At 36.8% G+C, this 26,768-nt stretch carries 21 protein-coding genes and 2 tRNA genes; 15 read left to right on the top strand and 8 right to left on the bottom strand.

Going from position 1 to position 26,768, the window contains the following annotated elements; genetic code table 11:
- Nucleotides 1-128 precede the first annotated feature (128 nt).
- A tRNA-Leu gene (locus tag MYP_RS04290) sits at nucleotides 129-212 on the bottom strand.
- Between the two features lie 82 nt (nucleotides 213-294).
- Nucleotides 295-367, bottom strand: a tRNA-Gly gene (locus tag MYP_RS04295).
- A 145-nt stretch (nucleotides 368-512) separates the two neighbouring features.
- Here MYP_RS04295 and MYP_RS04300 point away from each other — a divergent pair.
- Together MYP_RS04300 and MYP_RS04305 are read left to right on the top strand one after the other, a co-directional pair.
- Nucleotides 513-1,667: a formimidoylglutamase gene (locus MYP_RS04300; protein WP_045459283.1), complete on the top strand. Its 1,155-nt coding sequence runs from the start codon at nucleotides 513-515 to the stop codon at nucleotides 1,665-1,667.
- Nucleotides 1,667-2,143, top strand: a complete 477-nt coding sequence (locus MYP_RS04305) for an RDD family protein (RefSeq protein WP_081990394.1) — start codon at nucleotides 1,667-1,669, stop codon at nucleotides 2,141-2,143. Before MYP_RS04300 ends, MYP_RS04305 begins: the two co-directional genes overlap by 1 nt.
- A gap of 1 nt (nucleotide 2,144) precedes the next feature.
- On the opposite strand, the gene MYP_RS04310 is transcribed toward MYP_RS04305, so the two are convergent.
- Complete coding sequence (locus tag MYP_RS04310; protein WP_045459287.1) at nucleotides 2,145-2,969, bottom strand: DUF3108 domain-containing protein; 825 nt, start codon at nucleotides 2,967-2,969, stop codon at nucleotides 2,145-2,147.
- Between the two features lie 257 nt (nucleotides 2,970-3,226).
- On the opposite strand from MYP_RS04310, the gene MYP_RS04315 reads away from it, so the two are divergent.
- The gene (locus MYP_RS04315) at nucleotides 3,227-3,598 is read left to right on the top strand and encodes a DMT family protein (RefSeq protein ID WP_045459290.1); all 372 of its coding nucleotides are present in this window, start codon (nucleotides 3,227-3,229) and stop codon (nucleotides 3,596-3,598) included.
- 52 nt (nucleotides 3,599-3,650) lie between these two features.
- Nucleotides 3,651-4,643 (top strand): AAA family ATPase, encoded by a 993-nt coding sequence (locus MYP_RS04320; RefSeq protein ID WP_045459292.1) that lies wholly within the window; start codon nucleotides 3,651-3,653, stop codon nucleotides 4,641-4,643.
- Between the two features lie 246 nt (nucleotides 4,644-4,889).
- Here MYP_RS04320 and MYP_RS04325 read toward each other — a convergent pair whose 3' ends face one another.
- The 3 genes from MYP_RS04325 to MYP_RS04340 form a co-directional block, all read right to left on the bottom strand.
- Nucleotides 4,890-5,441, bottom strand: coding sequence for a hypothetical protein (locus tag MYP_RS04325; protein ID WP_045459294.1), 552 nt, complete (start codon nucleotides 5,439-5,441; stop codon nucleotides 4,890-4,892).
- Nucleotides 5,442-5,507: 66 nt separating this feature from the next.
- The gene (locus tag MYP_RS04330; protein ID WP_045459300.1) at nucleotides 5,508-5,891 is read right to left on the bottom strand and encodes a hypothetical protein; all 384 of its coding nucleotides are present in this window, start codon (nucleotides 5,889-5,891) and stop codon (nucleotides 5,508-5,510) included.
- Between the two features lie 604 nt (nucleotides 5,892-6,495).
- On the bottom strand, nucleotides 6,496-7,194 hold the full coding sequence (locus MYP_RS04340; protein WP_045459305.1) for a hypothetical protein: 699 nt from the start codon (nucleotides 7,192-7,194) through the stop codon (nucleotides 6,496-6,498).
- 105 nt (nucleotides 7,195-7,299) lie between these two features.
- Between MYP_RS04340 and MYP_RS04345 the strand changes: the two genes are divergently transcribed.
- From MYP_RS04345 to MYP_RS04365, 5 genes are all read left to right on the top strand, one after another.
- A complete protein-coding gene (locus MYP_RS04345) occupies nucleotides 7,300-8,205 on the top strand; it encodes a TIGR01777 family oxidoreductase (RefSeq protein WP_045459307.1) in 906 nt (301 codons plus the stop codon).
- Nucleotides 8,206-8,348: 143 nt separating this feature from the next.
- Nucleotides 8,349-9,179 carry a TIGR00730 family Rossman fold protein gene (locus MYP_RS04350; protein WP_081990395.1) on the top strand — a complete coding sequence of 277 codons (831 nt, stop codon included), beginning with the start codon at nucleotides 8,349-8,351 and terminating at the stop codon, nucleotides 9,177-9,179.
- 3 nt (nucleotides 9,180-9,182) lie between these two features.
- The gene (locus MYP_RS04355; protein WP_052429942.1) at nucleotides 9,183-10,217 is read left to right on the top strand and encodes a lytic transglycosylase domain-containing protein; all 1,035 of its coding nucleotides are present in this window, start codon (nucleotides 9,183-9,185) and stop codon (nucleotides 10,215-10,217) included.
- 73 nt (nucleotides 10,218-10,290) lie between these two features.
- Nucleotides 10,291-13,161 carry an excinuclease ABC subunit UvrA gene (uvrA, locus tag MYP_RS04360; protein WP_081990432.1) on the top strand — a complete coding sequence of 957 codons (2,871 nt, stop codon included), beginning with the start codon at nucleotides 10,291-10,293 and terminating at the stop codon, nucleotides 13,159-13,161.
- Nucleotides 13,162-13,343: 182 nt separating this feature from the next.
- Entirely contained in the window at nucleotides 13,344-14,738 is a 1,395-nt protein-coding gene (locus MYP_RS04365; RefSeq protein WP_231570005.1) for an NAD(P)/FAD-dependent oxidoreductase, read from the top strand.
- Here the strand turns inward: MYP_RS04365 and MYP_RS04370 are convergent.
- Entirely contained in the window at nucleotides 14,735-15,061 is a 327-nt protein-coding gene (locus MYP_RS04370) for a hypothetical protein (RefSeq protein ID WP_156140312.1), read from the bottom strand. The genes MYP_RS04365 and MYP_RS04370 overlap by 4 nt on opposite strands.
- Nucleotides 15,062-15,291: 230 nt before the next feature.
- On the opposite strand from MYP_RS04370, the gene MYP_RS04375 reads away from it, so the two are divergent.
- The 6 genes from MYP_RS04375 to MYP_RS04400 all read left to right on the top strand — a co-directional run bounded on the left by MYP_RS04375 (nucleotide 15,292) and on the right by MYP_RS04400 (nucleotide 24,295).
- Nucleotides 15,292-16,233 carry a hypothetical protein gene (locus MYP_RS04375; RefSeq protein ID WP_045459316.1) on the top strand — a complete coding sequence of 314 codons (942 nt, stop codon included), beginning with the start codon at nucleotides 15,292-15,294 and terminating at the stop codon, nucleotides 16,231-16,233.
- Nucleotides 16,234-16,509: 276 nt separating this feature from the next.
- Nucleotides 16,510-17,190, top strand: coding sequence for a winged helix-turn-helix domain-containing protein (locus MYP_RS04380; protein ID WP_045459317.1), 681 nt, complete (start codon nucleotides 16,510-16,512; stop codon nucleotides 17,188-17,190).
- Between the two features lies 1 nt (nucleotide 17,191).
- On the top strand, nucleotides 17,192-18,556 hold the full coding sequence (locus MYP_RS04385; RefSeq protein ID WP_045459319.1) for a sensor histidine kinase: 1,365 nt from the start codon (nucleotides 17,192-17,194) through the stop codon (nucleotides 18,554-18,556).
- Between the two features lie 184 nt (nucleotides 18,557-18,740).
- Nucleotides 18,741-20,024: a TolC family protein gene (locus MYP_RS04390; RefSeq protein ID WP_052429943.1), complete on the top strand. Its 1,284-nt coding sequence runs from the start codon at nucleotides 18,741-18,743 to the stop codon at nucleotides 20,022-20,024.
- An 11-nt stretch (nucleotides 20,025-20,035) separates the two neighbouring features.
- Nucleotides 20,036-21,115, top strand: coding sequence for an efflux RND transporter periplasmic adaptor subunit (locus MYP_RS04395; RefSeq protein WP_045460928.1), 1,080 nt, complete (start codon nucleotides 20,036-20,038; stop codon nucleotides 21,113-21,115).
- Nucleotides 21,116-21,184: 69 nt separating this feature from the next.
- On the top strand, nucleotides 21,185-24,295 hold the full coding sequence (locus tag MYP_RS04400) for an efflux RND transporter permease subunit (RefSeq protein ID WP_045459322.1): 3,111 nt from the start codon (nucleotides 21,185-21,187) through the stop codon (nucleotides 24,293-24,295).
- A gap of 163 nt (nucleotides 24,296-24,458) precedes the next feature.
- On the opposite strand, the gene pbpC is transcribed toward MYP_RS04400, so the two are convergent.
- On the bottom strand, nucleotides 24,459-26,759 hold the full coding sequence (gene pbpC / locus MYP_RS04405) for a penicillin-binding protein 1C (protein WP_156140314.1): 2,301 nt from the start codon (nucleotides 26,757-26,759) through the stop codon (nucleotides 24,459-24,461).
- Nucleotides 26,760-26,768: the final 9 nt, after the last annotated feature.

Below are 26,768 nucleotides of genomic sequence, written 5' to 3' on the forward strand. Positions count from 1 at the left end.
CCCTATCTATGCTTGAAAAAATTATATCGCTCCCCAGGTTTTCCGATTGATCCGTTTTTTTGGATCAGTAATCAAGGGGGGACTTGAACCCATAAAAAAAAGCCCGAAGATTTCTCTTCAGGCTTTCGTACCAGGGGCGGGACTTGAACCCGCACGTCCAAGCGGACACAAGATTTTAAGTCTTGCGTGTCTACCAGTTCCACCACCCCGGCAAAGATTTTTAAGTGGAAGTTGTTGATTTTTAATAGTCAACCCCTATTTAACAAATAACCCCGGTAACCGGGGTTTTATTTGAGCGGGAAACGAGACTCGAACTCGCGACCCCGACCTTGGCAAGGTCGTGCTCTACCAACTGAGCTATTCCCGCTTGTTATTTCCTTAATGGGACTGCAAAGGTAATAGATGGATTTAATAAGTCAATAGATATACCCAATTTTTTTTAATTTTTTTTGAAAAAATTATTGATTTCACTTTTAAAGGGTTTTTGCTAATTTTGGTCATCTTCTTATTGCATGAATCTCAGAATCTTTTTTGATAATATCAAGGAGCCTTTAGAAAAGCCTTCTGTCGACCCTACACTATTCGTAAACAACATTAAATTTTACAGTGAGGATTTCCCGGATTGGAAAGAGGCTGATATAGCACTCATTGGTCTTGTGGAGGATAGGGGAAGCACCACCAATAACAATCTCCAAAACGGACCTGATGAAATCAGAAAGAAATTATATAGCCTGAAAAGAGGTGGTGGTGCTTACAAAATCGTTGATCTTGGTAATCTCCGTTGTGGAGTAAATCTTGAAGAAAGTTACCTGAGAATTAAAGAGGTTTGTGAATTGCTGATGCAGCACAATACCATTCCGGTTTTATTCGGAGGTACACATGATCTTGATTATGGACAGTTTTTAGGATATGAATCATCCGGAAAGGTGATCAATATGCTTAATGTGGATGCATTTGTGGATATGGCAGCAAGCAGAGAAGACATGAGTCGCCATCATATACATAAAATTCTGGTCAACGATCCTAATATTATTTTTCATTACAGTCAGCTTGCGCACCAGTCCTATCTTGTAGATCCTGAAACAATCAATGTTCTGGAAAAACTTTATTTTGAAACAAGAAGGCTTGGTCAGATACGCGAAAGCCTGGAAGATATAGAGCCTGTTGTGAGAAATGCCGATATGCTAAGCTTTGATATTACTTCTATCAAACAGGCAGACGCTCCGGGAAATGCGAATGCTCAACCTTTTGGTTTGACTGGTGAAGAAGCCTGTCAAATTTGCTGGTATGCAGGACTTAGTTCCCGTCTCAGTTCATTTGGGATTTATGAATATAACCCTGAGCTTGATTTCAGAGGGCAGACTGCCGGTGTGATTGCAACGATGATCTGGTATTTTATAGAAGGATTTTATCTACGCCAGGAAGATAAGGATTTGAACAGTGTTAATTTTACCAAATACATAGTTTCTCTTCAGGAAGAACCACATAAACTGGTTTTCTATAAAAATGAAAAATCAGAAAAATGGTGGCTTGAAGTACCTTATCCTTCGGGAAAAAGCAAATTTGCAAGGAATTCTATAGTACCCTGCAGCTATGCTGATTACCAGGATGCCAATAATGGCGAGATTCCCAACCGCTGGTTGCTTACGCATGCAAAACTAATTTAATGCGGGCAGGTTATTTCTTCAGTATGGAGAAAGAACCCATTACCGTTGTCGATAATTACACACTTGCATCTCCTGTAGAAAGGATCCTTGCTCTGTTTATCGATTATATAGTTGCAGGAGTGATTTATACAATATTCTTTGTCATCTTCCCTGGTTTTATTGCCGCTCTGGCGAGTACGGTTTATCTGATATTCAGGGATAATTTTCGTTTTCTGGGCTATAAATCCTTAGGGAAAAAAATTTTTAAAATAGAGGTTTTAAAAAATGATTCTTCCCGGATAAGTGTTAAAACTGCTCTGAAGCGAAACTTTGTATTCTTTACTGCACTTTTAAATATTAATCCCGGTTCATGGTTTTATATTGCCGGATCCATTACTTTATTGTTCTTCGCTATTGAAGGCTACCTTTTGATTACAACTGACGACAATCAAAGACTTGGAGATTATTTCGCAGATACTTTAGTGGTGAAAGAATAAGTTAATTTTTTGAATATTCCTGAAGATCAAGATCTAAGGAGCCGACCAGAACATTAGCTTCCACTTTAAGAAGAATTCTTCTTTCGTCATTAGTGATCCATGCTTTTACCGGAAGCTCACCACTTAAAAGACCATTAGGAGGAAGAATAGGAGCAATTTTATAGGCCGTTCCTTTGCCAAATATACTTTTTATCTTCTCTGTTCCAAGGTACTTCACTTTGATGTTATAAGCACTCTCTTCGAGAAACACATCTATCACAATTGTATCGCCAACTTTCATCGAATTAAAACTGGCATTTCTCAATAAATATAATGAACTGATCATATCTTCCATGTCAGCTGTTATATCAAATGTTTTATTTTTGATATTCTCTTTTCTAGTTGTATCAGTTACAAATACTTTATTTTCAAGTCTGTTGAAAATGGAAAATTCATGTTTGCGGTACTTGTTTTCCTGAAGATGTCTTGAAAATTTTACAGGAAGCAAATCAAAGGTGTCTACACAGGTTTCCCAGGTATCATCGAGATTGGACATCCATCCTGCCGCACCTTTCAACTTACAGTTGGCTCTTACGCTATAACAGGGAGTCTTATCTACCCAGTGTGGTTTGTTGTCATTCTCAATAATCAATGTTCCTGCATTAAGCAAACCATAGCTTGCATTATATCTAAATCGCTCACCTTTCTTATAGTAGTTATGTGTATGCTTTATTTGCTTATGCGTTGGAATGAAAAGCTCTTTGCCTCCTCTTTCTCCTTCGCAGCTAAACAAAAACCAGACAGGTATAATTAATATATAGTAATAGAGATAGGCAGATCTATTCATGTTAATATTTTAAGTGGTTCTGGCTCAAAAGAATTGTGCCATATTTTTCAAATTTAATATTTCTGCAACGCTAAAAGCAAAAAAGAAAGTATAATGCTATATCTAAACAAACTATTTCTTAAGGATTTTGCAATTGTTAATCCCTTCGCCTTGTGAAAATCAATCATTTGTATCATTTGGCCAAGTGTGTAGAAAAAACTTTTTCATTTTGAGATTAAAGATATTTAAACTTGTATATGTTAAAATCGAAATAATATATGAAAGGAATTCTGGCAATAGGTCTTTTGATACTTTCCAATGCATTCATGACGCTTGCATGGTATGGTCATTTATTTTTTAAGAAAGTGCCTTGGTTCAGCAAGCTGGGTTTGTTTGGGGTTATAATAATAAGTTGGGGAATGGCCTTTTTTGAATACTGTTTTCAAGTGCCTGCCAACCGTATTGGTTTTGAGGAAAATGGTGGTCCTTTTTCATTATTTGAATTAAAAGTCATACAGGAAGTTGTTTCTCTTACGGTCTTTACAGCCTTTGCAATTCTAGTTTTTAAATCTGATAAGCTGGCCTGGAATTATGTGGTTGGCTTTTCATTGCTCATACTGGCTGTTTTCTTTATATTTAAAAAATGGTAAGTTGCAATTGCTAATGGATTTACCTTAGACAGAAATTAATATTATTGAGCTGATGGCAGAGATAACAGATAAAGAGCGTACAGAGTTATTATATACTAAATTAAAACAAGTCAGGGAAGAAGTAGGAAAAGTGGTGATTGGTCAGGAGTATATGTTTAATCGTCTGCTTTTAGGACTATTTACGAATGGTCACATATTGCTTGAAGGTGTTCCTGGTCTTGCCAAAACATTAATGGTTAATACCCTGGCTAAAGTTTTACACCTGGATTTTAACCGGATCCAGTTTACTCCAGATCTTCTGCCTGCTGACCTCATTGGTACTATGATTTACAATCAGGCCAAGAGTGATTTTGAAGTAAAGAAAGGGCCTATCTTTGCAAATCTTATACTCGCAGATGAAGTGAACAGATCTCCTGCAAAAGTTCAGGCTGCTTTACTTGAATCTATGCAGGAAAGGCAGGTAACTATCGGTGAAACTACATTTAAGCTGGATAGTCCTTTCCTGGTCCTTGCTACTCAGAACCCGGTAGATCAGGAAGGAACATACCCATTGCCTGAAGCCCAGATGGACCGCTTCATGATGAAAGTTCATGTTGATTATCTTGATAAGGAATCAGAGCTTGAGGTTATGAGACGTATGTCAAATATGAATTTCAGATACGAGCCTAAAACTATCCTTGATAAAGGTGATATCGCTTTGATTAGAAATGAGATCAATAAGGTGAACATGTCTGAAAGTCTTGAAAAGTATATTATAGAGCTTGTATTTGCAAGCCGGCGACCAAAGGAGTATGGGCTGAATGACGAAGCAGAATACATCCAGTACGGCGCTTCTACAAGAGCAAGTATCAATCTGAACCTGGCATCTAAATTCATCGCATTTTCAAATCAACGCGACTACGTTTTACCTGAAGATGTGAAGTCTGTTGCTTATGATGTCTTGAATCACAGAATCATTCTTAACTATGAAGCGGAAGCAGATGGTGTGACAACCAGGCAGATCATCGAATCTATATTAAGAAAAGTTACCATAGGAAAGGTATAATATAAGGGAGAAGCTGATGGGGCAGAAGTTCAATTTAACATTTTGATAATATTTGTGTAACTCAGGATTAATAAGAGTTGTCGAACTTTGAACCATATCCGGAAATGATTATTAATGGCTCTCCTGCATTAGTAATTGACTTTTAAAATTAAAAAGCCGAAGGGACGCTTCGGCTTTTTTATTTTAAACCCACAGCAATTGTTTGTTCAAATAATCTCCTTTTTTTGTACTGGTTTGCAAACTTTATTAGGGTGGAAATTTTTTAAATGACCCCAACATGTACTCCTTGCCAATTTCAAGGTATATTGTTCTTCGACTTATTCTTTGTGAAACTTTAGATAAAGATACCTGTAAGCATCCGCACAGATGCCCTAATGCAAGAAATACAAAGCTGCTATAGAAATAATTGACTGCTAAGCTCATAATGATCTGTCCGTCATTTGCCATGTTCCAGTTTTGTGAAAGGTAAATATAAAACCCTAGGGGATGAACTATTAAGAGCAATAATGTAAAACTCTTGAAGTATGATTTTATGTTGATATTTTTCTCCTTCTTAAGTTGCTCAGTGATACTGTAATGAAGATAAAGACAGGATAAAACCAATAGAAAGGACAGTATAAGAATTACACCTGTTCCACTGGTTTGGGCCGACTCATTAGGAAGTATCACTTTGATAATAGCTTCAAGAAGAATTGTTGGCAATGAAATTAATATAGGCACAAGATATGTCGGTGCTGTAAAGATGCTAAATAATGAAAATGCAAAACCAATTAATGTTGCAGTAAATTTTCCTTTCATGAAAATCTGTAACGTAAAAGCGGCTTAATCTGGCTAATTGTTTTTGTGAATCTTCAACAGACCTAGTTAAGAGCCTGCCATGTTTAATATTTCCATGGCATCCAGAAAATTATTATGCCCTTGAGGAAATATAAAGTATTGATAAATACCTAAAGATTCTTTTTGCAAAATGTTATTGATAGAGGCCTCTTCATCTTTAAAATCTTTGAAGCTTATATGAACAAATTCATAATTTTCATTGCCAAATTTTTTATGAACTTCGATCGCATGATCGAACAGGATTCTGGCTCTAATTTCCCATATGCTCTTATCCCTTTGAGAAACCAATTTAGCGCCTTGTGCAAGGCCGTTCAGATTGTGTTGCAATTCTATGATAAATCCTCTGTTGATTATGTTGAAAAAGCTATGGACTATTGCTGTGTTATCTGTTGGCAGTTGGCTGTTTTCCATATTCCAATAATGAAGAGATTAATAAAGAACATAATTTGACTCAGTAAAAGAATTGAATATGTAATTAAATCTGCATTGATAAAAAAGTTTAATCCCAATGTAGATAGTAATTTATTTATGTCATTATCAAAGAAAAAGAAAAGTAACTCGGGTCCCCATAAGATATAAAATAGTGGTAGTAATATCATGATGAAATGAGCAAGAGTAAGGTACTTAATAGTACGATTTTTTTCCCTGTCAAGAAACCCGTATATAGAGGAGATAAATAAGAGAATTCCTAACAAGATAAAAGTTGTTGGAGAGGCCTCATTTTCAATGGTTGTATGCCATCCAAAGCTAAATGAATATAGAAAGCCCGGATAAATCATTGTCACTATTATCGGCACTATAGCAAATAAAAATATTTATATCCTTTCATAAAAGATAATTATGATGCCTCTTCCTTTTCTAAATCCTCAATGGGAATAGGAGGTAACCAGAGATTCTTTTAAGTATGTAGTCACTATATATCGCATGCGTAAAGAGAGAATTTTTTTGAGAATAAAAAAATCCCGGCTACTTCCTTCAAATGTAACCGGGATATGTTAAAGATAGTAAATCAATGTTACTTTAAATCGTCAAGTTTCCCCTTCACTACATCCAGTGCTTTTTTCATCTTCTCCACATCGCTTGCAGCAGCTGCCTGGTCAAGCTTGTTTTGCTCAACATCTTTTTTCAGTTGCTCAAGTTCGGAAGCGTTGTCTTTTAGTTTTTGTTCAAGATTTATTTTCTCTTGTTTGTTTTTATCGATGTCTCGTACAAGATTTTCTCCATCTTTTACTTTTCTTTCCTGATTTTTAACGGAAGAACTTAAAGCTTTTTCTGCATCTTTTATCTGATTGTTGATATCAACTCTATAGCATTCCAGAGCGAATTCATATAAAATTTTTTCAGCAGCTTTGTATGCACTGGAGTTTGATTCTTTGGTTACGTGGGTTGTTCCCATATCTATTGCCCACCATACCTTTGTACCTTTTCCTGAGCCTTCTACCTTTGATACAATTTTAACCGGGCTTGAAGAAATGTTGGAAACATTTGCAGCTGGTGAAGTATAGATGCCTTTAGAACTTTCAGTTTTACCATAACTTTTTAATTGTTTCTCCCACATTTTCTCCACCATCTTCTGGTCAAGGTCAATTACTACAAACAATCCTGACCTTTCTAACTTATCAATTGTTTCAGTTGACTCGCTGACTTTTACTTTTTGAGCCACAGCAAATTGGGACGCAATAAATAGGAGTAATGTAAATACTATTTTCTGCATAAGATTTTTGTTTAAATATTAATTGCTAAACAATATTAATTTCTTTAAATTATTTAATCAAAGAGTTTTGTTTTATTTCCTGAATATTTTAATCCCTATAATGGAATGAAAGGAAAAGTATTAATTACGGGTGGTACGGGAATTATTGGATCAAGGTTAACTGAGATTCTCAAAGAAAAAGGTTATGATGTTGCACATTTGAGCAGGTCAACTGGAAATGGTGATATTAAAACATTTGTTTGGGATATTAAAACCGGTGCAATTGATGATAATGCGGTAAAATTTGCAGATTATATTGTACACCTTGCAGGAGCCAATGTTTTTGAACACAAATGGACAAATGAAGTAAAACAAGAAATAATAGATAGCCGGGTAAAATCAGCGGATTTGCTTATTAATACATTGAAGAAACTTGATCATCCATTGAAGGCATTTATATCTGCCTCTGCCATTGGTTACTATGGTGCAGATACAGGAGATCAAAGGATAGTAGAAACCTCTCCTAAAGGAAAAGATTTCATAGCAAAGGTAACGGAAGAATGGGAAGCTGCCGCTGATAACGCAGCACGTCTGGGAATCAGAACTGTGAAGTTGAGAACAGGAATTGTTTTCAGCAAAGGTGGTGGAGCTTTGGAGCAATTGGTAAAAACAGTAAATAAAAGTATGGGAGCAGCTGTGGGTAGCGGAAAACAGCTAATTTCATGGATTCATATAGATGATCTCTGCCATATGTATATAAAGGCTATTGAAGATGAGTCTATGAGTGGAGTTTACAATGCTGCCGGAGTTCATCCGGATACAAATCACGAAGTAATGAAAGAAGTTGCTGGAATACTTGGGAAACATCTGCTTCCGAATGTCCCCTCGTTTGTCCTTAAGATGATGTTAGGTAGTGAAAGGGCCGAAATGGTGCTGGGAGGAAACAACATTTCAGAGGAAAAAATTTTAAATGCTGGTTTTCAGTTTAAATACAAAGAACTAAAGCCTACTTTACAGGAGCTTTTATCATAAAACTAAATATTTAATTCCTTAAATATCTGTTGATTTTAAGGCGGTGGGCCAAATATGACCAAGGTTTTAAAAACAACACGATCCTTAAATCCGTTTAATGGAGGTAGATAAATAATCGAGGTAGGAACAAAATTTTTTAAATTATGGACGACTACAGATCACCTAATCCTTTAAAATCAGATGATTTTTCTGGAGAACCTAATGAAAATTCTAATCCAACTAGTCCTTCAAAAAATCTAAAAATTGTCAATGAAGAGCAGCAGAGGGTGGATGAAGAAAACAAAATCAGAAAAGCATTCAAAGAGCGCGACTGGAATGAAATAAAGAGCGCTGACTCCTGGGCTGTGTTTAAAGTTATGGCTGAGTTTGTCGAGGGCTTTGAAAAACTTGCTAAAATCGGGCCTTGTGTGTCAATATTCGGGTCTGCTCGTATCAAGCAGGATAATCCGTACTATCAGATGACTGTAGAAATTGCTGCCAAGCTGGTGCGCCATGGTTATGGCGTAATAACCGGAGGAGGGCCAGGTATCATGGAAGCGGCAAACAAGGGTGCGCATATGGAAGGCGGAAAATCAGTAGGTCTTAATATTCAGCTCCCTCATGAGCAGTTTCACAATGTTTATATAGATCGTGATAAGATTCTTAACTTTGAGCACTTCTTTGTGAGAAAAGTGATGTTTGTCAAATATTCTCAAGGCTTTATTGTAATGCCTGGTGGCTTTGGTACACTGGACGAACTGTTTGAAGCTTTGACTTTAATTCAGACCAAAAAGATCGGAAGATTCCCGATAGTTCTTGTCGGTAAGTCTTTCTGGAAAGGCTTGATGGATTGGATTGAACAAATCATGTATACTAAAGAAACTTGTATCGATATTAAAGATATGAGTCTTGTAACGATTGTGGATACTCCTTCAGAAGCTGTGAAGGCTATAGATGATTTCTATTCTAAATATCTGTTGCAACCTAACTTCTAATCATTGAATAAAAGCTTAACAATAGGACTTACAGGTATACTGGTATGTATTTCGGGAATAGGATTTTATGGCACTCTTGCTCATAAGCTGGAATACATACCGGAAGACCAACTCCGGCATCAGCGAAAAATCAAAAGAATACCTGAAGATATGACTTTTGCCGGGGAGATGGTACATTTTAAGTCCCCGGATGCCTATCTGAAATATTATAGAGAGCTTAAGCTTAACACACAAAGTAACTCCAGTACAAGGCTTCTATTCAGAAATGTAAGAATATGGCTCCCTGAAATCACAAGGATAGTGGAGGCTTATGGTCTTCATGACGATTTCAAATACCTTGCTGTTGCAGAAAGTAATTTGAGTAATTCAGTTTCTCCTAAAGGAGCAGCTGGCTTCTGGCAGCTTACCGAGCCTACTGCTCTTGAACTCGGCCTTATCGTAAATGAAGAGGTGGATGAGCGATATCATCCCTTCAGGGCTACCAAAGCAGCTTGTCGATTCTTTAAAAAATCATACAAAGTATTTGGAAACTGGACCTCAGTAGCGGCTTCCTATAACAGAGGAGTTGGGGGGTTACAAAGAGCATTTAATAATCAGAGCGTAAATTCTTACTATGATCTGGCATTGAATGATGAGACATCCAGATATCTCTTTCGTGTTTTAGCTATGAAAGATCTGCTTAATCATCCTGCTAAATACGGTATTACTGTTTTACGGAAGCAGAGACCAAAGATGAAACTCGTTAGAGTGGATTCTTCCATCACCAACCTTGACAAGTTTGCAAGATTACATAAAACAGACCTTGTTACATTAAAAGAATTCAATCCCTGGATTCTTGGTAATAAATTGACTGTCAGTGATAAAAAGATGAACTTTGAAGTAATCATTCCATTAGAAGCTACCCGTATAGCCCTGAAACCTCAGGTTGACACTAACAAGCTGCTTATTCCTGATAAAGATGTTGACAAACTTAGCAATATCATGAACGGAGCATCAATTGGTGAATTTGAACCAGACGCTTTTAAAAATTCCTATTAAGAGAATTCTCGTTATTGCTTTTTTCCTTTTAACTTGCGTTTCGGTAAGCGAACCTTCCCTTATAGAAATTGTTATGCCAGTGGAGCGAGTTAACGAAGTGAAAAAATCTAAAGAAACAACTTTTACAGATTCTACGGGATTTGAATACATTGAAGTTTTTGGTGCAAGAGAACATAACCTGAAGAATATAGACCTTTCTATTCCGAGAAATAAGTTGGTAGTTATTACCGGAATAAGTGGAAGTGGTAAGTCAAGTCTTGCATTTGATACCATTTATGCCGAAGGTCAGAGAAGATATATGGAAAGCTTCTCCACCTATGCGAGATCTTTTATAGGTGATATGGAAAGACCTGAGGTTGATAAAATCAATGGCCTTAGCCCGGTTATTTCCATTGAGCAAAAGACTACTTCCAAAAACCCAAGATCAACTGTAGGCACAGTTACTGAGATATATGATTTTATGCGCTTGCTTTATGCAAGAGCATCTGATGCATTTTCATATGTTACAGGGAATAAAATGGTGCGTCAGTCGGAGGATCAGATACTTCAGCATATCATAGACAATTTTAATGGTCAGAAGCTGAATATCCTGGCTCCTGTGGTTAAAGGAAGAAAAGGCCACTACAGGGAACTTTTTCAGGAAATCAGAAAAATGGGCTTTACCAAAGTCAGAGTCGATGGAGAACTAATGGAGCTGGTTCCTAAAATGCAGGTAGACCGCTATAAGATTCATGACATAGAAATTGTAATTGACAGGGTTCTTGTAAGGGAAGAGGACAGGTTCAGAATTTCTCAGTCTGTCAAAACAGCAATGACACATGGAAAGGGTATAATTATGCTCTTGCAAGAAACTAAAAATGCTCAGGCAAAATTCTATTCCAAATACCTGATGGATCCGGAGTCTGGTATCTCTTATGATGAACCTGCTCCGAACATGTTTTCCTTTAATAGTCCATATGGAGCTTGCCCTGTCTGTAATGGATTAGGTCAGGTAGAAGAAATAACTGAAGATGCCGTAATACCTGACACTTCCCTTAGCATAAGCAGAGGCGCAATTGAGCCGCTTGGAGAATACCGTGATATTTGGATCTTCAAGCAGATTGAAGCTATTCTGAAAAAATACCAGCTGAATGTAAGCACTCCGGTTTCAAAAATTCCAAGAGAGGTATTGGATGTCATTTTATATGGAACCGAAGAGGCAGTACGGATGAAAGCTTCATCGGGTAACGTTTACAATTTTAAGTTTGATGGGATCATCAACTTTATGAAGCAACAGCAGGAGTATGGTTCTGAAAAGACACAGGACTGGCTGAGTGATTATACAACTGTCAATGCTTGTCCGGAGTGCCATGGCGCCAGGCTAAAGAAAGAATCGCTTCATTTCAAAATTAACGGTAAGAATATTTCAGAACTTGCAAGAATGGACATTTCCACTCTTGATGCCTGGTTTACCAATCTTGATAAAAAACTTACCTCAAGACAAAAGCAAATTGCGGCTGAGGTAGTAAAAGAGATTAAAAAGAGAATAGGATTTCTTGTAGATGTAGGTTTGGATTATCTGATGTTGGATAGACCTATGAGAACACTTTCAGGCGGAGAATCCCAAAGAATCAGACTTGCGACGCAGATCGGTACTCAACTTGTAGGAGTGCTTTATATTTTGGATGAGCCGAGTATAGGGCTTCATCAGCGAGATAATGTGAAGTTGATAAGTGCATTAAAAAATCTGAGGGATATTGGAAATTCTGTTCTTGTGGTAGAGCACGACAAGGATATGATGATGGAATGCGATTACATCCTGGATATAGGTCCTGGTGCAGGTCGTCACGGAGGAAGTGTAGTAGCTTCAGGAACACCAGATGAATTCCTTAAGAAAGACAGCTTAACAGCTAAGTATTTAAAAGGAAAATTAAATATTGAAGTCCCTTTGAAAAGAAGAGATGGTTCGGGTGATTACCTGAAATTGCTTGGCGCAAAAGGGAATAACCTGAAGAATGTAAACCTGGAACTTCCTTTGGGAAAGATGATCTGTATCACAGGCGTTTCAGGAAGTGGGAAATCTTCACTGATTCATGATACATTATTCCCTATATTGAACAAACATTTTTACAATTCAAGAAGGGAACCACTAACCTTTAAAAAGGTCGAAGGGCTAGAACATCTTGATAAAGTTATTGAAGTTGATCAATCACCGATTGGAAGAACCCCAAGATCTAACCCCGCAACTTATACTGAAGTATTCACCGAAATCAGAAATCTTTTCTCTCAGCTTCCGGAAGCTAAAATCAGAGGATATAAACCCGGTCGCTTTTCTTTCAATGTAAAGGGCGGGCGTTGTGAAACATGCGAAGGAGCAGGGTTAAAAGTAATTGAGATGGACTTCCTTCCGGATGTTCATGTTTTCTGTGAAACCTGTAAGGGAAAGAGATACAACAGAGAAACCCTGGAGGTCAGGTACAAAGGAAAATCCATTGCGGATGTTCTTGAAATGACTGTGGAGCAGGCTACTGAATTTTTTGAAAGTATTCCGAAAATTCATCGAAAAGTACAGACCCTGTTTGAAGTTGGTCTCGGATATATCACCCTCGGGCAGCACGCCACTACCTTATCAGGTGGAGAAGCGCAAAGAGTTAAACTGGCTACAGAGCTTTCAAAAAAGGATACAGGTAAAACATTATATATTCTTGATGAGCCTACTACAGGTCTTCATTTCGAAGACATAAGACATTTACTGGATGTGCTTAATAAACTTGCTGACAAAGGAAATACTGTTCTTATTATTGAACATAATCTTGATGTGATTAAAGTAGCGGATTACATTATTGATCTTGGTCCTGAAGGAGGAGCGGGGGGAGGAGAAATCTTAGTACAGGGAACTCCGGAAGTCGTAGCAAAGGATAAAAGAAGCTATACTGCGAAATTTTTAAAGGAAGAACTTAAATAGTTCTTCCTTTCATCTTTTGGAAAACCCCTGTTCTTAATGATTATTTGGTCTTGACCTTTGCTTAAAGGTTCCCATTGCAATTTTTTTGTGTATTTAGTCGATGTTGCTTTCAACTGTTGCTGTCCTTGGGGGAACATTAGCCATTTTCATACGGTTCTTCTTAAAGATAATGGCACTAAGATATGGACTTTATTCAACAGCCGGAGAAAGGTAAGGGTGATCCTTCTGAAAAAGGGATTCAATTTATGAACATTCCAAATTCTACCAAACCCAGACTTGTAGTAATAGGAGGAGGTTTCGGCGGAATCGAGCTTATCAAGGAGCTGAAGCATTCAGGAAAGTTCCAGATAGTACTTCTGGACAGACATAACTATCACACCTTTCAGCCATTGTTATATCAGGTGGCTACTGCAGGCCTTGAACCGGATTCTATTGCTTCACCATTAAGGAAAGTATTTAAAGGTTATGACGATTTCTATTTCAGACTTACAGAAGTGGAGAAAATTAATCCTGAAAAGAATTGCATTGAAACATCTATAGGTCATCTTAAATATGATTTTCTGGTTATAGCAACCGGATCAAAGACTAATTACTATGGAATGGAGGACTTTAAAGCCCTGGCAATGCCTATGAAAAAAGTTTCGGAAGCTCTTGACCTGAGAAGTAGAATCCTCCAAAACTATGAGAAAGCATTGCTGATCGATGATCCTAAGGAATTTAGCAGCACTGTCGATATAGTCATCGTTGGTGGCGGACCCACGGGCGTTGAATTGGCTGGAGCACTTTCTGAACTGAGAAAGTATGTATTACCGAAAGATATTCCTGAACTTGATTTCTCTAAGATGGCAATTCACCTTGTAGAGGCTGGTCCGAGACTGTTGTTTGGAATGTCAGATAATGCTGGCAAAAAGGCTTTGAAATATCTGGAAGAATTGGGCATTAAAGTACATTTAAATACTGCGGTAAAATCTTTTGACGGGTTTAATTTAAAACTCCATAATGGCTCAGAAATCCTTTCTGAGACTGTCATTTGGGCTGCGGGAGTTACAGGAAATAGTCTTGAGGGTTTAAATCCAGATTCTATAAAAGCAGGTCGCTATGTTGTAGATGGTTACAATAGAATTGTAGGATATGATAATATATTTGCAATCGGAGATGTGGCCTTGATGATCGGTGAAAATACTCCAAAAGGATATCCTATGCTCGCTCAGGTTGCCATTCAGCAAGGCAAGTTGACAGCTGCTAACCTGAAGACTGTTTTAAAAGGGGGCATTTTAAAACCATTTGTTTACAACGATAAGGGCAGTATGGCTACTGTGGGTAGAAATAAAGCAGTAGTGGATCTTAAAAATTTTAAATTCTCAGGGATATTTGCATGGTTTGTCTGGATGTTTGTGCACTTACTTTTTCTGATTGGTTTCAGAAATAAGGTAACAACATTTGTAAACTGGATCTGGAACTATTTTACTTTTGACAGGGCTACAAGATTGATTATAAGACCATGGTCAAGGTCTGCCTGTGTAAGGGAATTTAAGGAAGAAAAAGCATATGTTGAAAATCAAAGAGGCAAAAGTTAGGTACTTTTGCCTCTTCTGCATTCATCTACCCGCTCATTAAACCGTTGCCTCCAGTTATACCCAAACATTTTTTTCAACTTCTTGTCCGTCTTTTTATTATTTCTTTCTAAAGCCTTTTCAACCTTTTTATTTACAACGCAGCCCAGGTCTCTTGTTCTGAAAAGGAAAAACTCCTCTGTTTTTGCTGTACAAGCATCATAACTTACATGATTCGGGTCGCAATAATAAAATTCCAGATTCGTTTTCTGTTTTCTTTCAATCGCTTGTGCAAATGACAGTTGCATTATTGCAAGTATTGGAATTAGTGATAATAATCTTTTCATAGGATTATTCATTTATTAAAACAACCGTTAAGAATCTTAAACTGTTAATCATGCTCTTTTAATCTCATTTTAAGGCTCTTTTAACACTGTTTTAAACCCTATAAATTTTCTTTGACCTTATTAAAAACTACCTGGCTATTTGACTATACCTCTACTGATTATAAATGTGTTACAGTTTTTCTGCACAATTATCATCTCCAATATTAAAAACACATTAAATACAGGGTATTATGACATCGTCACCAAACGAAAACAAACACAAAAAAAATCAGGTAATTGCATTGGCTGCAACCGGAGCTATTATGACAGGGCTTTTTGCCGGAAGTACAGTTCTTTATGTTGATAACGGCCAGCTTAAAGCGGAAAATGCAGAAAAAGTTCAACAGATTGAAAGCCTTGAAAGCATAGGTAAGAAACTGAAAAGTGACCTTCTGCAGATTAATGAAGAGCTTTCTTCAATGCAGGGAAGAAATAAAGAACTGGATCGTTTGCTTGTTTCTGCTAAAGAAGATATCAATGGCAAGTCAAAGAAAATTTCCATCCTTATAAAGGATAATGCTTCCCTTAAGAAAGTGCAGAAGCAGGTTGCTGAACTCAAAAAGATTAAATCAGGTTACTTTAACAGGATCAAGGAATTGGAAGACCGTCTGGGCCTTCTGACCACTCAGAATGATGAATTAAGAAGAGATAACGAAAGTCTTCAGGATAAATTCGATGACCTCTCGGCAAGATATTCAGAGATGGAAAGAAAGGTTGAGATCGCTTCTGTTTTAAGAGTTGAAAAGGCAACTGCTCTAGGATTCAAAAAAACTAAATCAGGGAAACTTGTTAAAAACAGTAACGCTGGTAAAGTAGACAGATTAACATTCTCTTTTGATCTTGTCGAAAACAAAGTTGCAGAGAAAGGAACCAAAACAATTTATGCAAGAATAATAAATCCAAAGGGAGAAACGCTTCCTGCTCCTGCATCTGAATCTGGTACCTTTAATAATACGGACAGTAATGTTACTTTGCCTTACAGTGTATCAAAACTAGTGGATTATAATAATGAAAATCTGAAAGTAGATATGTCCTATGATTTTGCAAATGATAAAAATGCAAAGGGATTATATAAAGTCGAGTTTTACTGCGATGGCTTCTACTGTGGATATTCTCAGATAAGACTTAAGTAAGTTGTAAGCTTAAAGTTTAAAGTAATTTAAGCTTTAAGGATATTTAACCTGTTAATTTTTCTATTAACCAATCCTCGGAAGAGGTGATATTGTCAACATAGGTGATAGCCCTATATGAAGTGATTGGTAATCGAAAATAGCATGTAAATATTTTCTTTGAGTTTTAAAGTAATTACTTTAAACTTTTAGCTTTCAGCTTTTAACTTTAAAATAGTATCATTTAAATAAAAAAGGCAGTACATTTATACTCTTTGTACTGCCTTATTCTTTTGACTTATGAAAATACTTTTGGTTGAAGATGAAATAAAAGTTGCATCCTTTATCAAAAAGGGGCTTGAAGAGCAGTTGCACGAAGTAACAGTTGCATATGACGGATATACAGGTAAGCAGATGGCTTTAGCTAATACTTATGAAATGTTTATTCTGGATATCAATTTACCTCAGATTAATGGTGTTCAACTTTGCAAAGATCTCAGAGCAGCTAATATCCAGGCGCCTGTTTTAATCCTCACTGCTTTGGGCACTACTGATAATAAAGTCACAGGATTAGATGCCGGTGCAGATGACTATCTGGTAAAACCTTTTGAATTTCCTGAGTTACTGGCGCGTCTCAGAGCACTTTCAAGAAGAACTACTTTACAAAATTCAGGCGGAACAAAATATAAAATTGCTGATCTGGAAATGGATACTGATACCAAAACCGTTATCAGATCCGGAAAGAAAATTGATTTAACAGCTAAAGAATTTTCTTTGCTCGAATACCTTTTGAAGAATAAGGGAAGGGTTATTTCCAGAGTAGACATCGCCGAAAAAGTATGGGAAATTTCATTTGATACCGGTACCAATGTAATCGATGTTTATATCAATTTTTTAAGAAAAAAAATAGACAAGGACTTTTCTCCTAAGCTTATTCATACGCTGGTAGGTATGGGTTATGTAATAAAAGTGGAAGATTAATATGAAGATAAGAAGTAAACTGACTTTAAAGTTTACAGGTATTGTTGCATTGGTTTTGCTTATTTTCAGTATAGCTGTATTTTATCTTTCTGAAATCAACAGGTACAATGTTTTTGAAGATCGCCTTGAAGAAAGAGCGCTTAATACTGCAAGGATGTATCTTGAAGTCGATGAAATAGATGAAAGATTATTAAAGATCCTGAGAAGAAACCATCTTAAATCCCTTCCTTCAGAATTTGTAAGGATATATGATAAAAATTATAATCCTGTTTTTCTAGATGACACTATAAATTATCCTCTGGATAAGAACTGGTTAAGCAAGATTCAGGAAGAAGGGAGTTTAAGTTATGAAGATGGAATCAGACAAATAGTAGGAGTTTTTTATTCTGACAATCAGGGAGATTTTTTTATCGTTGCAAGTGCGATTGATTGGTATGGCCATAAAAAACTAAAGAACCTTGAGGTAGTACTCACTGTCGGATATTTCATATCACTCATTATTGTTTATTTCTTAGGACAGATTTTTGCAAGGGAAGCATTAAAGCCTATTCAGAAAGTTGTTAGCCAGGTGCAAAAAATATCGGCATCCAGTCTTCACCTGAGAGTCGATGAAGGAAATGGCAAAGATGAAATATCTGATCTTGCAATCACCTTCAATACCATGTTTACAAGGATTGAAACAGCTTTTGATTTGCAAAAAACTTTTGTGTCCAATGCCTCGCATGAATTACGAACTCCACTTACTACTATTACCGGAGAAATCAGCGTGGCTTTAATGAAAGACAGAACTGTAGAGGAATATAAAGAGATCTTAAAGTCTTCGCTGGAGGAAGCAAAAGAGCTAACCAAGCTTATTAATGATCTCTTGGAATTGGCTCAGACAGGCATTGATACAAATTCTGTGCTTATGGGAAATCTCGACCTAAGCGAAACGATCAGGAAAGCTACGGATGAGGTTTTAAGAAGAAATCCTGATGCTGCGTTGTGCCTAAATATGGCTAAAACATATCCCAATGGACCAGTTGTATTTGGTAATGAAAAACTCCTGCTAACGTGTTTTCTGAATATAATTGGAAATGCGCTTAAGTTTTCTGAAGGTAAAGAAGTTGTAATCGATTTTTCTTTTAATGATCATGAAGCCTCTATTGCTATTACAGATAAAGGATTTGGAATTAGTGAGGAGGAATTAAAGAATATTTTTGTACCATTTTATAGGGCAGAAAGATCAGGAAGTTTGCAAGGCCATGGAATCGGACTGCCACTTACAAAGAAAATTGTTAATATCCATAGAGGAAGGATAGAGGTTCAGTCAATCCCAGATAGGGGAACAACCTTCAACATATTTTTTCCGGTTTTATTTATTTAATGTCCTTTTAATTCTCTTTTAATTACCCTTTAACTATAAGGAAAGAGCTTTGTCTAAGGAAGACTAAAATATTCCAGATTAATAAACTAAATGCTGGGAATTGTCTTGACAGGACAGAATTACTACAGAATCCATCATTTTTTTTGGGATTTAAATTAACACGAAGGGGATAAAATCATAAGTAATGAAATGGTTATTAAGCATACTTCTAAGCATTGAGCTATTAGTTGGTGCAGATGTTTTTGGACAAAATCAGGTATTTTCAGATACTGTTAAAATCACTGTTGCGGAAGCGGATAAAAGGTTCCTGGAGAAAAATCTATTATTGTTAGCATCCAGATATGATATAGATGCTGCTAAAGCTCAGGTTCTTCAGGCGCGATTGTGGGAAAATCCTTCTGTATATTATGAACAAAACGTTTATAATCCTCAATCAAAAAAATATTTTGACGCATCAAAAAGTGGCGAATTTATTCTTGAGGCATCTCAGCTTATAATGTTGGCAGGAAAGAGAAATAAAAGAATTAAGCTTGGCAATACCAATGCTGAAATTGCAGAATACCAGTTTTTCGATCTCCTTCGTACTCTTAAGTATGAATTAAGAACAAACCTGATAGAGCTTTATTTTCTTCAGCAATCTTATTATATGTTCCAAGATGAGATACGTACGATGAGAAATACTGTAAAGCTTTATCAGACACAATATGAAAAGGGTAATATACCTTTGAAAGAAATCATTCGTCTTAAGGCATTCCTTTTTAACATGGAAAATGAAAGCAAGGATCTGCTTTCCCAGATTACATTAAGGCAGACTACACTGCATGTCCTTTTGAACGACAAGTCCAGGTCCTTTTTTTCTCCTGTACTGGATAAGAAAGAGATCGATAGTCTAAATGTGAGAGAAGTGAACCTTCAATCCCTTATAGATTCAGCTAATGTAAACAGGTATGATCTGAAAGCGTATAGATCTTCGCAAAAATATGAAGAGCAAAACCTAGCTTACCAAAAAGCTCTTGCAGTTCCAGACCTTAGATTTGGTGGGGTCTTTGACAGAAATGGTAATTATATTCCAAATTATTATGCTGTGTCTATAGCAATGGATCTTCCATTGCTTAACAGAAATCAGGGCAATATAGAAATAGCCAAAAAGAAATTTGAAAGAAGTAAGGTGCTAACAGAGGAATATGAAAACAGGGTAGAGGCAGAGGTAGCTGGAGCATTAAGCAGATCAATTGAGTACAATGACCTCTATTCAAATTTTGATAATAAGTTTACCGGTGAATTTGACAGACTTATTGGAGGTATTCTTATAAACTATGAAAAGCGAAATATAACGTTAATTGAATTCATAGACTTTTACGAAGCATACAAAGCTTCTGTAATTCAAATGAACCAATTGCAGATCAACAGATTGAATGCATTTGAAGAGCTTAATTTTTCAGTAGGAAAGCCTGTCATTAAATATTGATATTATCTCATATGAAAAAGATATATTTTATAATCGTCTCTGCTGTTTTAGCAGTGAGTTGTTCTAAAAAACAAGTTGAAGTACATGAAGAAAAGTTTTGCCTGAGCGATACTATGAGTCGAGTTATATCCATTGATACAGTTAAAAGGCAAAAATTAGCAACTGAACTGATCTTGTCAGGAAAAGTAACTGCAAATGAAGACAAAGTAGTTAAAGTGTTTCCTTTAGTTGGGGGTAACATTGAAGACCTAAGGGTTGAATTGGGAGATTATGTAGAGAAAGGACAAACATTGGCAATCATTCAGAGTAGCGAAATCGCAGATTTTGAAAAGCAGTTAATTTCGGCTGAATCAAATCTTTCTGTAGCACAGAAAAGCTTTTCTGTAACCCAGGACATGTACAAAGCTGGTCTGGCTTCTGAGAAAGAAATGGTTATGGACAGGAAAGAACTTGAAAAGGCCGAAAGTGAATTGAAGAGAATCAAAGAGGTTTTTAGAATTTACGGTGTACAGGGTAATTCTGTATATACAATGAAAGCTCCTATTTCTGGATTCATTATTGAAAAGAATGTTACTGAAAATATGCAGTTCAGAACTGAAAGCGCAAATAACTTCTTCACCATTTCCGGGCTTGATGAAATCTGGGTCATCGCTAATGTTTATGAAACGGATATCAATAAGGTAAAGATTGGTTATGACGCGGAGATAAAAGTACTGCCCTATCCTGATAAAGTATTCAAAGGGAAGATAGATAAGATCTTTAATGTTCTGGATCCTGCTACACGTGTGATGAAAGTACGTGTTAAGATGAATAACAAAGGTTATGAATTGAAACCTGAAATGTATGCACATGTGATTGTACGGTATGAAGAAGGAGATCATTCCATGATTGCAGTTCCATCTGAAAGCATTGTTTTTGACAAAAACAGAAATTTTGTAATGGTCTATACTGACAAGTGTTCTATTGAAACCAGAGAGGTTGAGATTCAACAAAGGTTAAATACGATTACTTACATCAAAAGCGGCCTGAAAGAAGGTGAGAGGATCATCTCAAATCATCAGTTATTGGTTTATAATGCGCTTAATAACTAATATTTAATCTCAGTGCATTTTAATCATCAAGGATCTTTCATTTAAGATCAGCCATTTACAATTACATCTATGAAGCGGTTTATTGGAAATATTGTTGGGTTTTCTTTAAAACATAAATTCTTTGTTTTTTTTGCAACCTTAGTATTGATTATTGCAGGTATATTCAGCTATCTGAATACTCCTATTGAAGCTTTTCCGGACGTGACAAACGCTCGGGTTCAGATTATAACGCAATGGCCTGGAAGAAGTGCGGAAGAGGTTGAGAAGTTCATTACCATACCTATTGAAGTGGAAATGAATGCGGTGCCGGGTAAGACAAGTTTAAGGTCAATTTCTCTTTTCGGTTTATCCGTCGTTACCATGATATTCGATGATGATGTTGATGATTTTACCGCAAGGCAAAATGCAATCAACCGTCTTATGAATGTGAACCTGCCTGATGATGTAGAACCTGAAATGCAACCACCTTATGGTCCTACTGGTGAAATTTTCAGATATACACTTCATAGTAAAACTAAGGATGTTAGAGAACTGAAGACCATTCAGGACTGGATCATTGACAGAAATCTGAAAGGTGTGCATGGAATAGCGGATGTTGTAAGCTTTGGAGGAGAAGTTAAAAGCTATGAACTAAGCATTAATCCTGATTTATTAAAGAACTATAACCTGACAGCTCTTGATGTTTATGATGCAGTTACAAAAAGCAATATGAATGTAGGAGGTGATGTTATAGAAAAAAATGATCAGGCATATGTAGTTAGAGGTATCGGTCAGCTAAAGAACATATCCGATATTGAAAATATTATTGTCAATGAAATAAGTGGTACTCCTATTTTTGTAAAACATGTTGCAAAGGTAAGGGAGCATCATCTGCCAAAGCTCGGTTATGTTTCCAGAGATACAACAAAAAATCTGGTAGAAGGAATTGTAATCATGAGGAAAGCAGAAAATCCTAGTATGGTGCTTGCCGGACTTAAGGAGAAAATTGAAGAGCTTAATGATTACATACTCCCAAATGATGTCAAGATAGTGCCATTTTATGACAGGTCTACTCTTATTGGTTTTACTACACGTACAGTAACAAAAAACCTGATTGAAGGGATTGTTTTGGTTACTGTCATTGTATTTATTTTCATGGCAGACTGGAGAACTACCATTACTGTTTCCATTATAATTCCGTTGGCATTGTTGTTTGCCTTTATGTGTATGCGGATCAAAGGCATGTCTGCAAACCTCCTATCAATGGGTGCAATTGACTTTGGGATTATCATAGATGGGGCGGTGGTGATGGTGGAAGGATTGTTTGTGATGCTTGATCATAAAGCGAGCAAATTCGGTATGGATCGTTTTAACAAACTGGCTAAAATGGGCTGGATAAAAGAAACCGGAGCTGAACTGGGAAAGTCTATCTTCTTTTCTAAATTAATCATTATAACAGCACTCCTGCCTATATTTTCATTCCAAAAGGTGGAAGGAAAGATGTTTTCTCCTCTCGCATGGACTTTGGGATTTGCGCTGCTTGGAGCCTTGATTTATACACTCACTTTGGTGCCGGTTTTAAGCCATATTCTTTTAAATAAAAATGTTAAAGAGAAGCATAATTTCTTTGTTGAGTTTGTAAACAATATAGTTACGAAAGCTTTTTCATTCGTTTTTAAACATAAGAAGGTAAGCTTCATGACTTCATTAGTTGCGCTTGGAATAGGTTTGTTTTCATTTACATTTCTTGGCTCAGAATTCTTACCACAGCTGAATGAGGGGGCAGTTTACATAAGAGCCAGCATGCCTATGAGCTCATCATTGAATGAGTCCATTTCAATGACGAATAAAATCCGCAAATCCATTTCGTCTTTTGATGAAGTAAATGCTGTAATGAGTCAGACCGGAAGACCCAACGATGGAACAGATCCTACCGGGTTCTTTAATATTGAATTCCACGTTGATCTGAAACCAAAAGAGAATTGGCAAAGAAAAATCAGTAAGGATGAATTGATCACTCAAATGAAAAACAAGCTTGCTGTATATCAGGGAATCAGCTTTAACTTCTCTCAGCCAATTATGGATAACGTAGAAGAAGCGGTTTCCGGGGTGAAGGGTTCTATGGCAGTTAAGATTTTTGGTGATGACTTTGGAAGGCTAGAAGAACTTGGCGAACAGGTTAATAAAATTTTATCAGGTGTTGAAGGTATTGAGGATCTGGGTATAATCAGATTGATTGGTCAGCCAGAAATGCGCATTGAACTCAATCAGCAAAAGATGGCGATCTATGGAGTGAGGACAGAAGATGCGCAACGTGTTATAGAAATGGCAATTGGAGGAAAAACGGCATCAAAGATGTATGAGGGGGAGAAGAAGTTTGATATTGTTGTAAGATATCTTCCTCAGTTTAGAAAGACAGAAGAGCAAATTGCAAATATTACTGTTCCTACAATTCATGGAAACAGAGTGTTGCTGAAAGAGCTTGCGAAAATTCACCCGGAAACAGGTCCGGCATTTGTCTATAGAGAAGGTAATCACAGATTTATTGCTGTGAAGTTCTCTGTGCGAGGTAGGGACTTAGGAAGTACTATTAATGAGGCTCAGGAAAAAGTTCAGAAATCGGTGAAGCTGGATAAGGGAATGAAAGTAGAGTGGAAGGGTGAGTTTGAAAACCAGGTAAGAGCCACCAAAAGGCTTGGACAGGTTGTGCCGCTGAGTATTCTTTTGATCTTCCTTATTCTTTTTGTGACCTTCGGAAATCTGAAAGATGCGGTCCTTGTTTTATTGAATGTACCTTTTGCGTTAATAGGAGGTATCTGGGCATTGTTGATTACAAATACTAATTTTAGTATTTCTGCTGGTGTCGGATTCATTGCACTGTTCGGTATTTGTATTCAGAATGGGGTGATTCTTACCACTGTATTTAAGAATAATTTAAGAGAAGGAATGTCATTGACGGATACACTTGTTGATGGGGTAAGATCACGGATAAGGCCGGTAGTAATGACTGCGATGATGGCTGCATTGGGACTTTTGCCTGCAGCACTGTCAACGGGTATTGGCTCAGAAACTCAAAAGCCTCTTGCCATCGTAGTAATCGGAGGTTTGATAACAGCGACGGTGCTCACACTACTTATTTTTCCATTAATATTTGAATGGGTTTATAAGAGAAATATGGATTTTGAAAGACAGTTAGATTAAAGTTTGTTATTCCCATAGTTTCTTAAATGTCCCGGCAATGGTCGGGACATTTTTGTTTCAAAGATTATATTAACTTATTATCTTTTAGTGAGTGTAAAGAGAAGTTATTCCTTTCAATACTTTTTAACTTTTTGCTTTAATCCTTTCGCTTTCCGCTTCCAAATCACCTTTCTATTACTTCAAACTTTACCCGTTTGCTTTCTCCTGATTCATCTGTAACAGTTAGATAATGTTCTCCAGGATCCGGATTCACAGCGAGTTGATGAAAGTCTTTAGTTGATCCTACATAAGAACTATCTATATACCAAAACACTTGTTTACCAGGGTTTCTATGAGCTACTTCAAAAACAGTCTTTCCTTTCCTTTCGTCTATCTCAACAGGAATAAAGATTTTACTTCCATTAGAAGGATATAAGATTTCAAACGAACGGTTTGAGATATAGGCCATGCAGTCTTCCCTGTACGGTGGTAAGGTTTTGTATGAAGCATTCTTGTTTTTAAAATAGTATTCCATTGCTGGTGGAAGCACAAACAGAGGCTTGGTGCGCATATTTCTGACAGATTCACATTCACCGCTTACCCTGTATTGTCCTGTTGCATCCAGATGGACAAGCTTATGATATGGGCATAAGCCGGAAAGATGAGCAGCCTTTTGTGTCCATTGAGTGACACTTTCTTCACAATTTTCACCTGCTTTAAATCCACTTTTTGTGCATACTTCAGTCTGAACCATTTCATTAAATGGCTGTAGAAACCAATGTTGCGATTTAAGATGTTTAAAGATGTCAAATAAAATAGGTGCAGCTGAGCCAATACCTGTGAGGTCAGGTCTGCCTTCTCCGTCTGCATTGCCAGCCCATACGGCAACGACATATTGAGGAGTACAGCCAATGGCCCATGCATCTCTGTTACCATAACTTGTACCTGTTTTCCATGCTATTTTATATGCGGAACTAAAGTCTCTCCAGGAGGCATCCTCCTCTGGCCTGGAAACTTCGTTCATAGCTTCGAATGTCAACCAGATAGATCCAGCATCAAGAACTGTACAATAGCCTTGTTTTTCTTTTTCAGAGATAAAAGAGGGTTTCTCTGTTTTTAATCTGAATTTATGAGTGAGATGATAATCATTTAATGAGGAGGCCATGTTTCTATAAATACCTGCAAGATCCCATAGAGTTCCTTCAGCACCTCCCAATATCAAAGATAACCCATAGTGAGTGTATGGTCTATTAAGTGTGGTCATACCAAGTTTCTTCAGGTTATGATGAAATTTTTCAACTCCATATTCCTGAAGGACTCTTACTGCTGGCACATTAAGTGATCTGGCTATTGATTGCTTGAATGCTACTGCCCCATCATAGGTCAGAAAATAGTTTTTAGGAGCATAGCCGCCAATAATTGTTGGAACATCAGCAACAAGAGATGTATTCAATAATTTTCCTTCTGTAAGAAGCATTCCGAACAATAAAGGTTTTAGTATACTGCCGGTACTTCTCTTTGCCTGAATAATGTCAACACTGTAACCATGATCATCAGTTTTGTCATTCAGGATATTGCCACCATAGGTGAGAACCTTACCAGTCTTAACATCTAGGATCAGAGCTGCGGCATTATATACTCCATTTGCAGAAAGCCTTTCCTGATGATAATCTAATATTTTATTTACAGTTTTTTGGAGATGAATATTTATAGTGCTGCTTATACGTTTGCCTTTCATTCCTTTTTTCTCAGAATAGGCCAGCAAATGTGGGGCAACAACTGGTAATGCATAGGGTTTACCTGGCAATGGCTCTTTTAACGCCAGTTCATACGATATCTGGTCGATGTGGCCTTTATCATGTAAACCTTTGAGAAGTCTGTTTCTCTTCTTTAAAAATATCAATTCATTTTTGCCAGGAAAGATAAGTGCCGGACTATTTGGTAAAACAGCAAGTGCAGCAGCTTCAGCCCAGGAAAGTTGACAGGAGGGTGCATTGAAATATCTCCATGACGCGGCTTCCAAACCAACAACATTGCCACCGAAAGGAGCATTCGATGCATAAAATGTTAGTATTTCTTTTTTTGATAAAGTTAATTCAAGCCTCAACGCCTGAGATATTTCTATAAGTTTTTCAAGAAATGATCTTTTCTTGTTTTTTCGGCTCAATCTTATTACTTGCATAGTAAGGGTACTACCTCCTCTTACTATTTTTCTGCTTTTTATATTCTGCCAGGCAGAATTGCATATAGATAAAAAATCTACACCAAAATGGTTATTAAAGTTTTTGTCTTCAAAAGTTAAGATGGATATGGCAAATTTTTTTGGAACTGAATCACTGCTCGGAAACCTCCATTGACCGTCTGAAGCAATTTTAGCGGCAAGCAGTTCTCCTTTTTTGTCCTCAAGAATTGTAGACGTCGGGTCTCTGAATAATTTTGAAGGAAGAGAAAACCAGAATAATAGAAAAAAAATAAGGAGAAGCATAAGTATACC

This window comes from Sporocytophaga myxococcoides (assembly GCF_000775915.1).
In the GTDB taxonomy this organism is placed as follows: Bacteria; Bacteroidota; Bacteroidia; order Cytophagales; family Cytophagaceae; genus Sporocytophaga; species Sporocytophaga myxococcoides_A.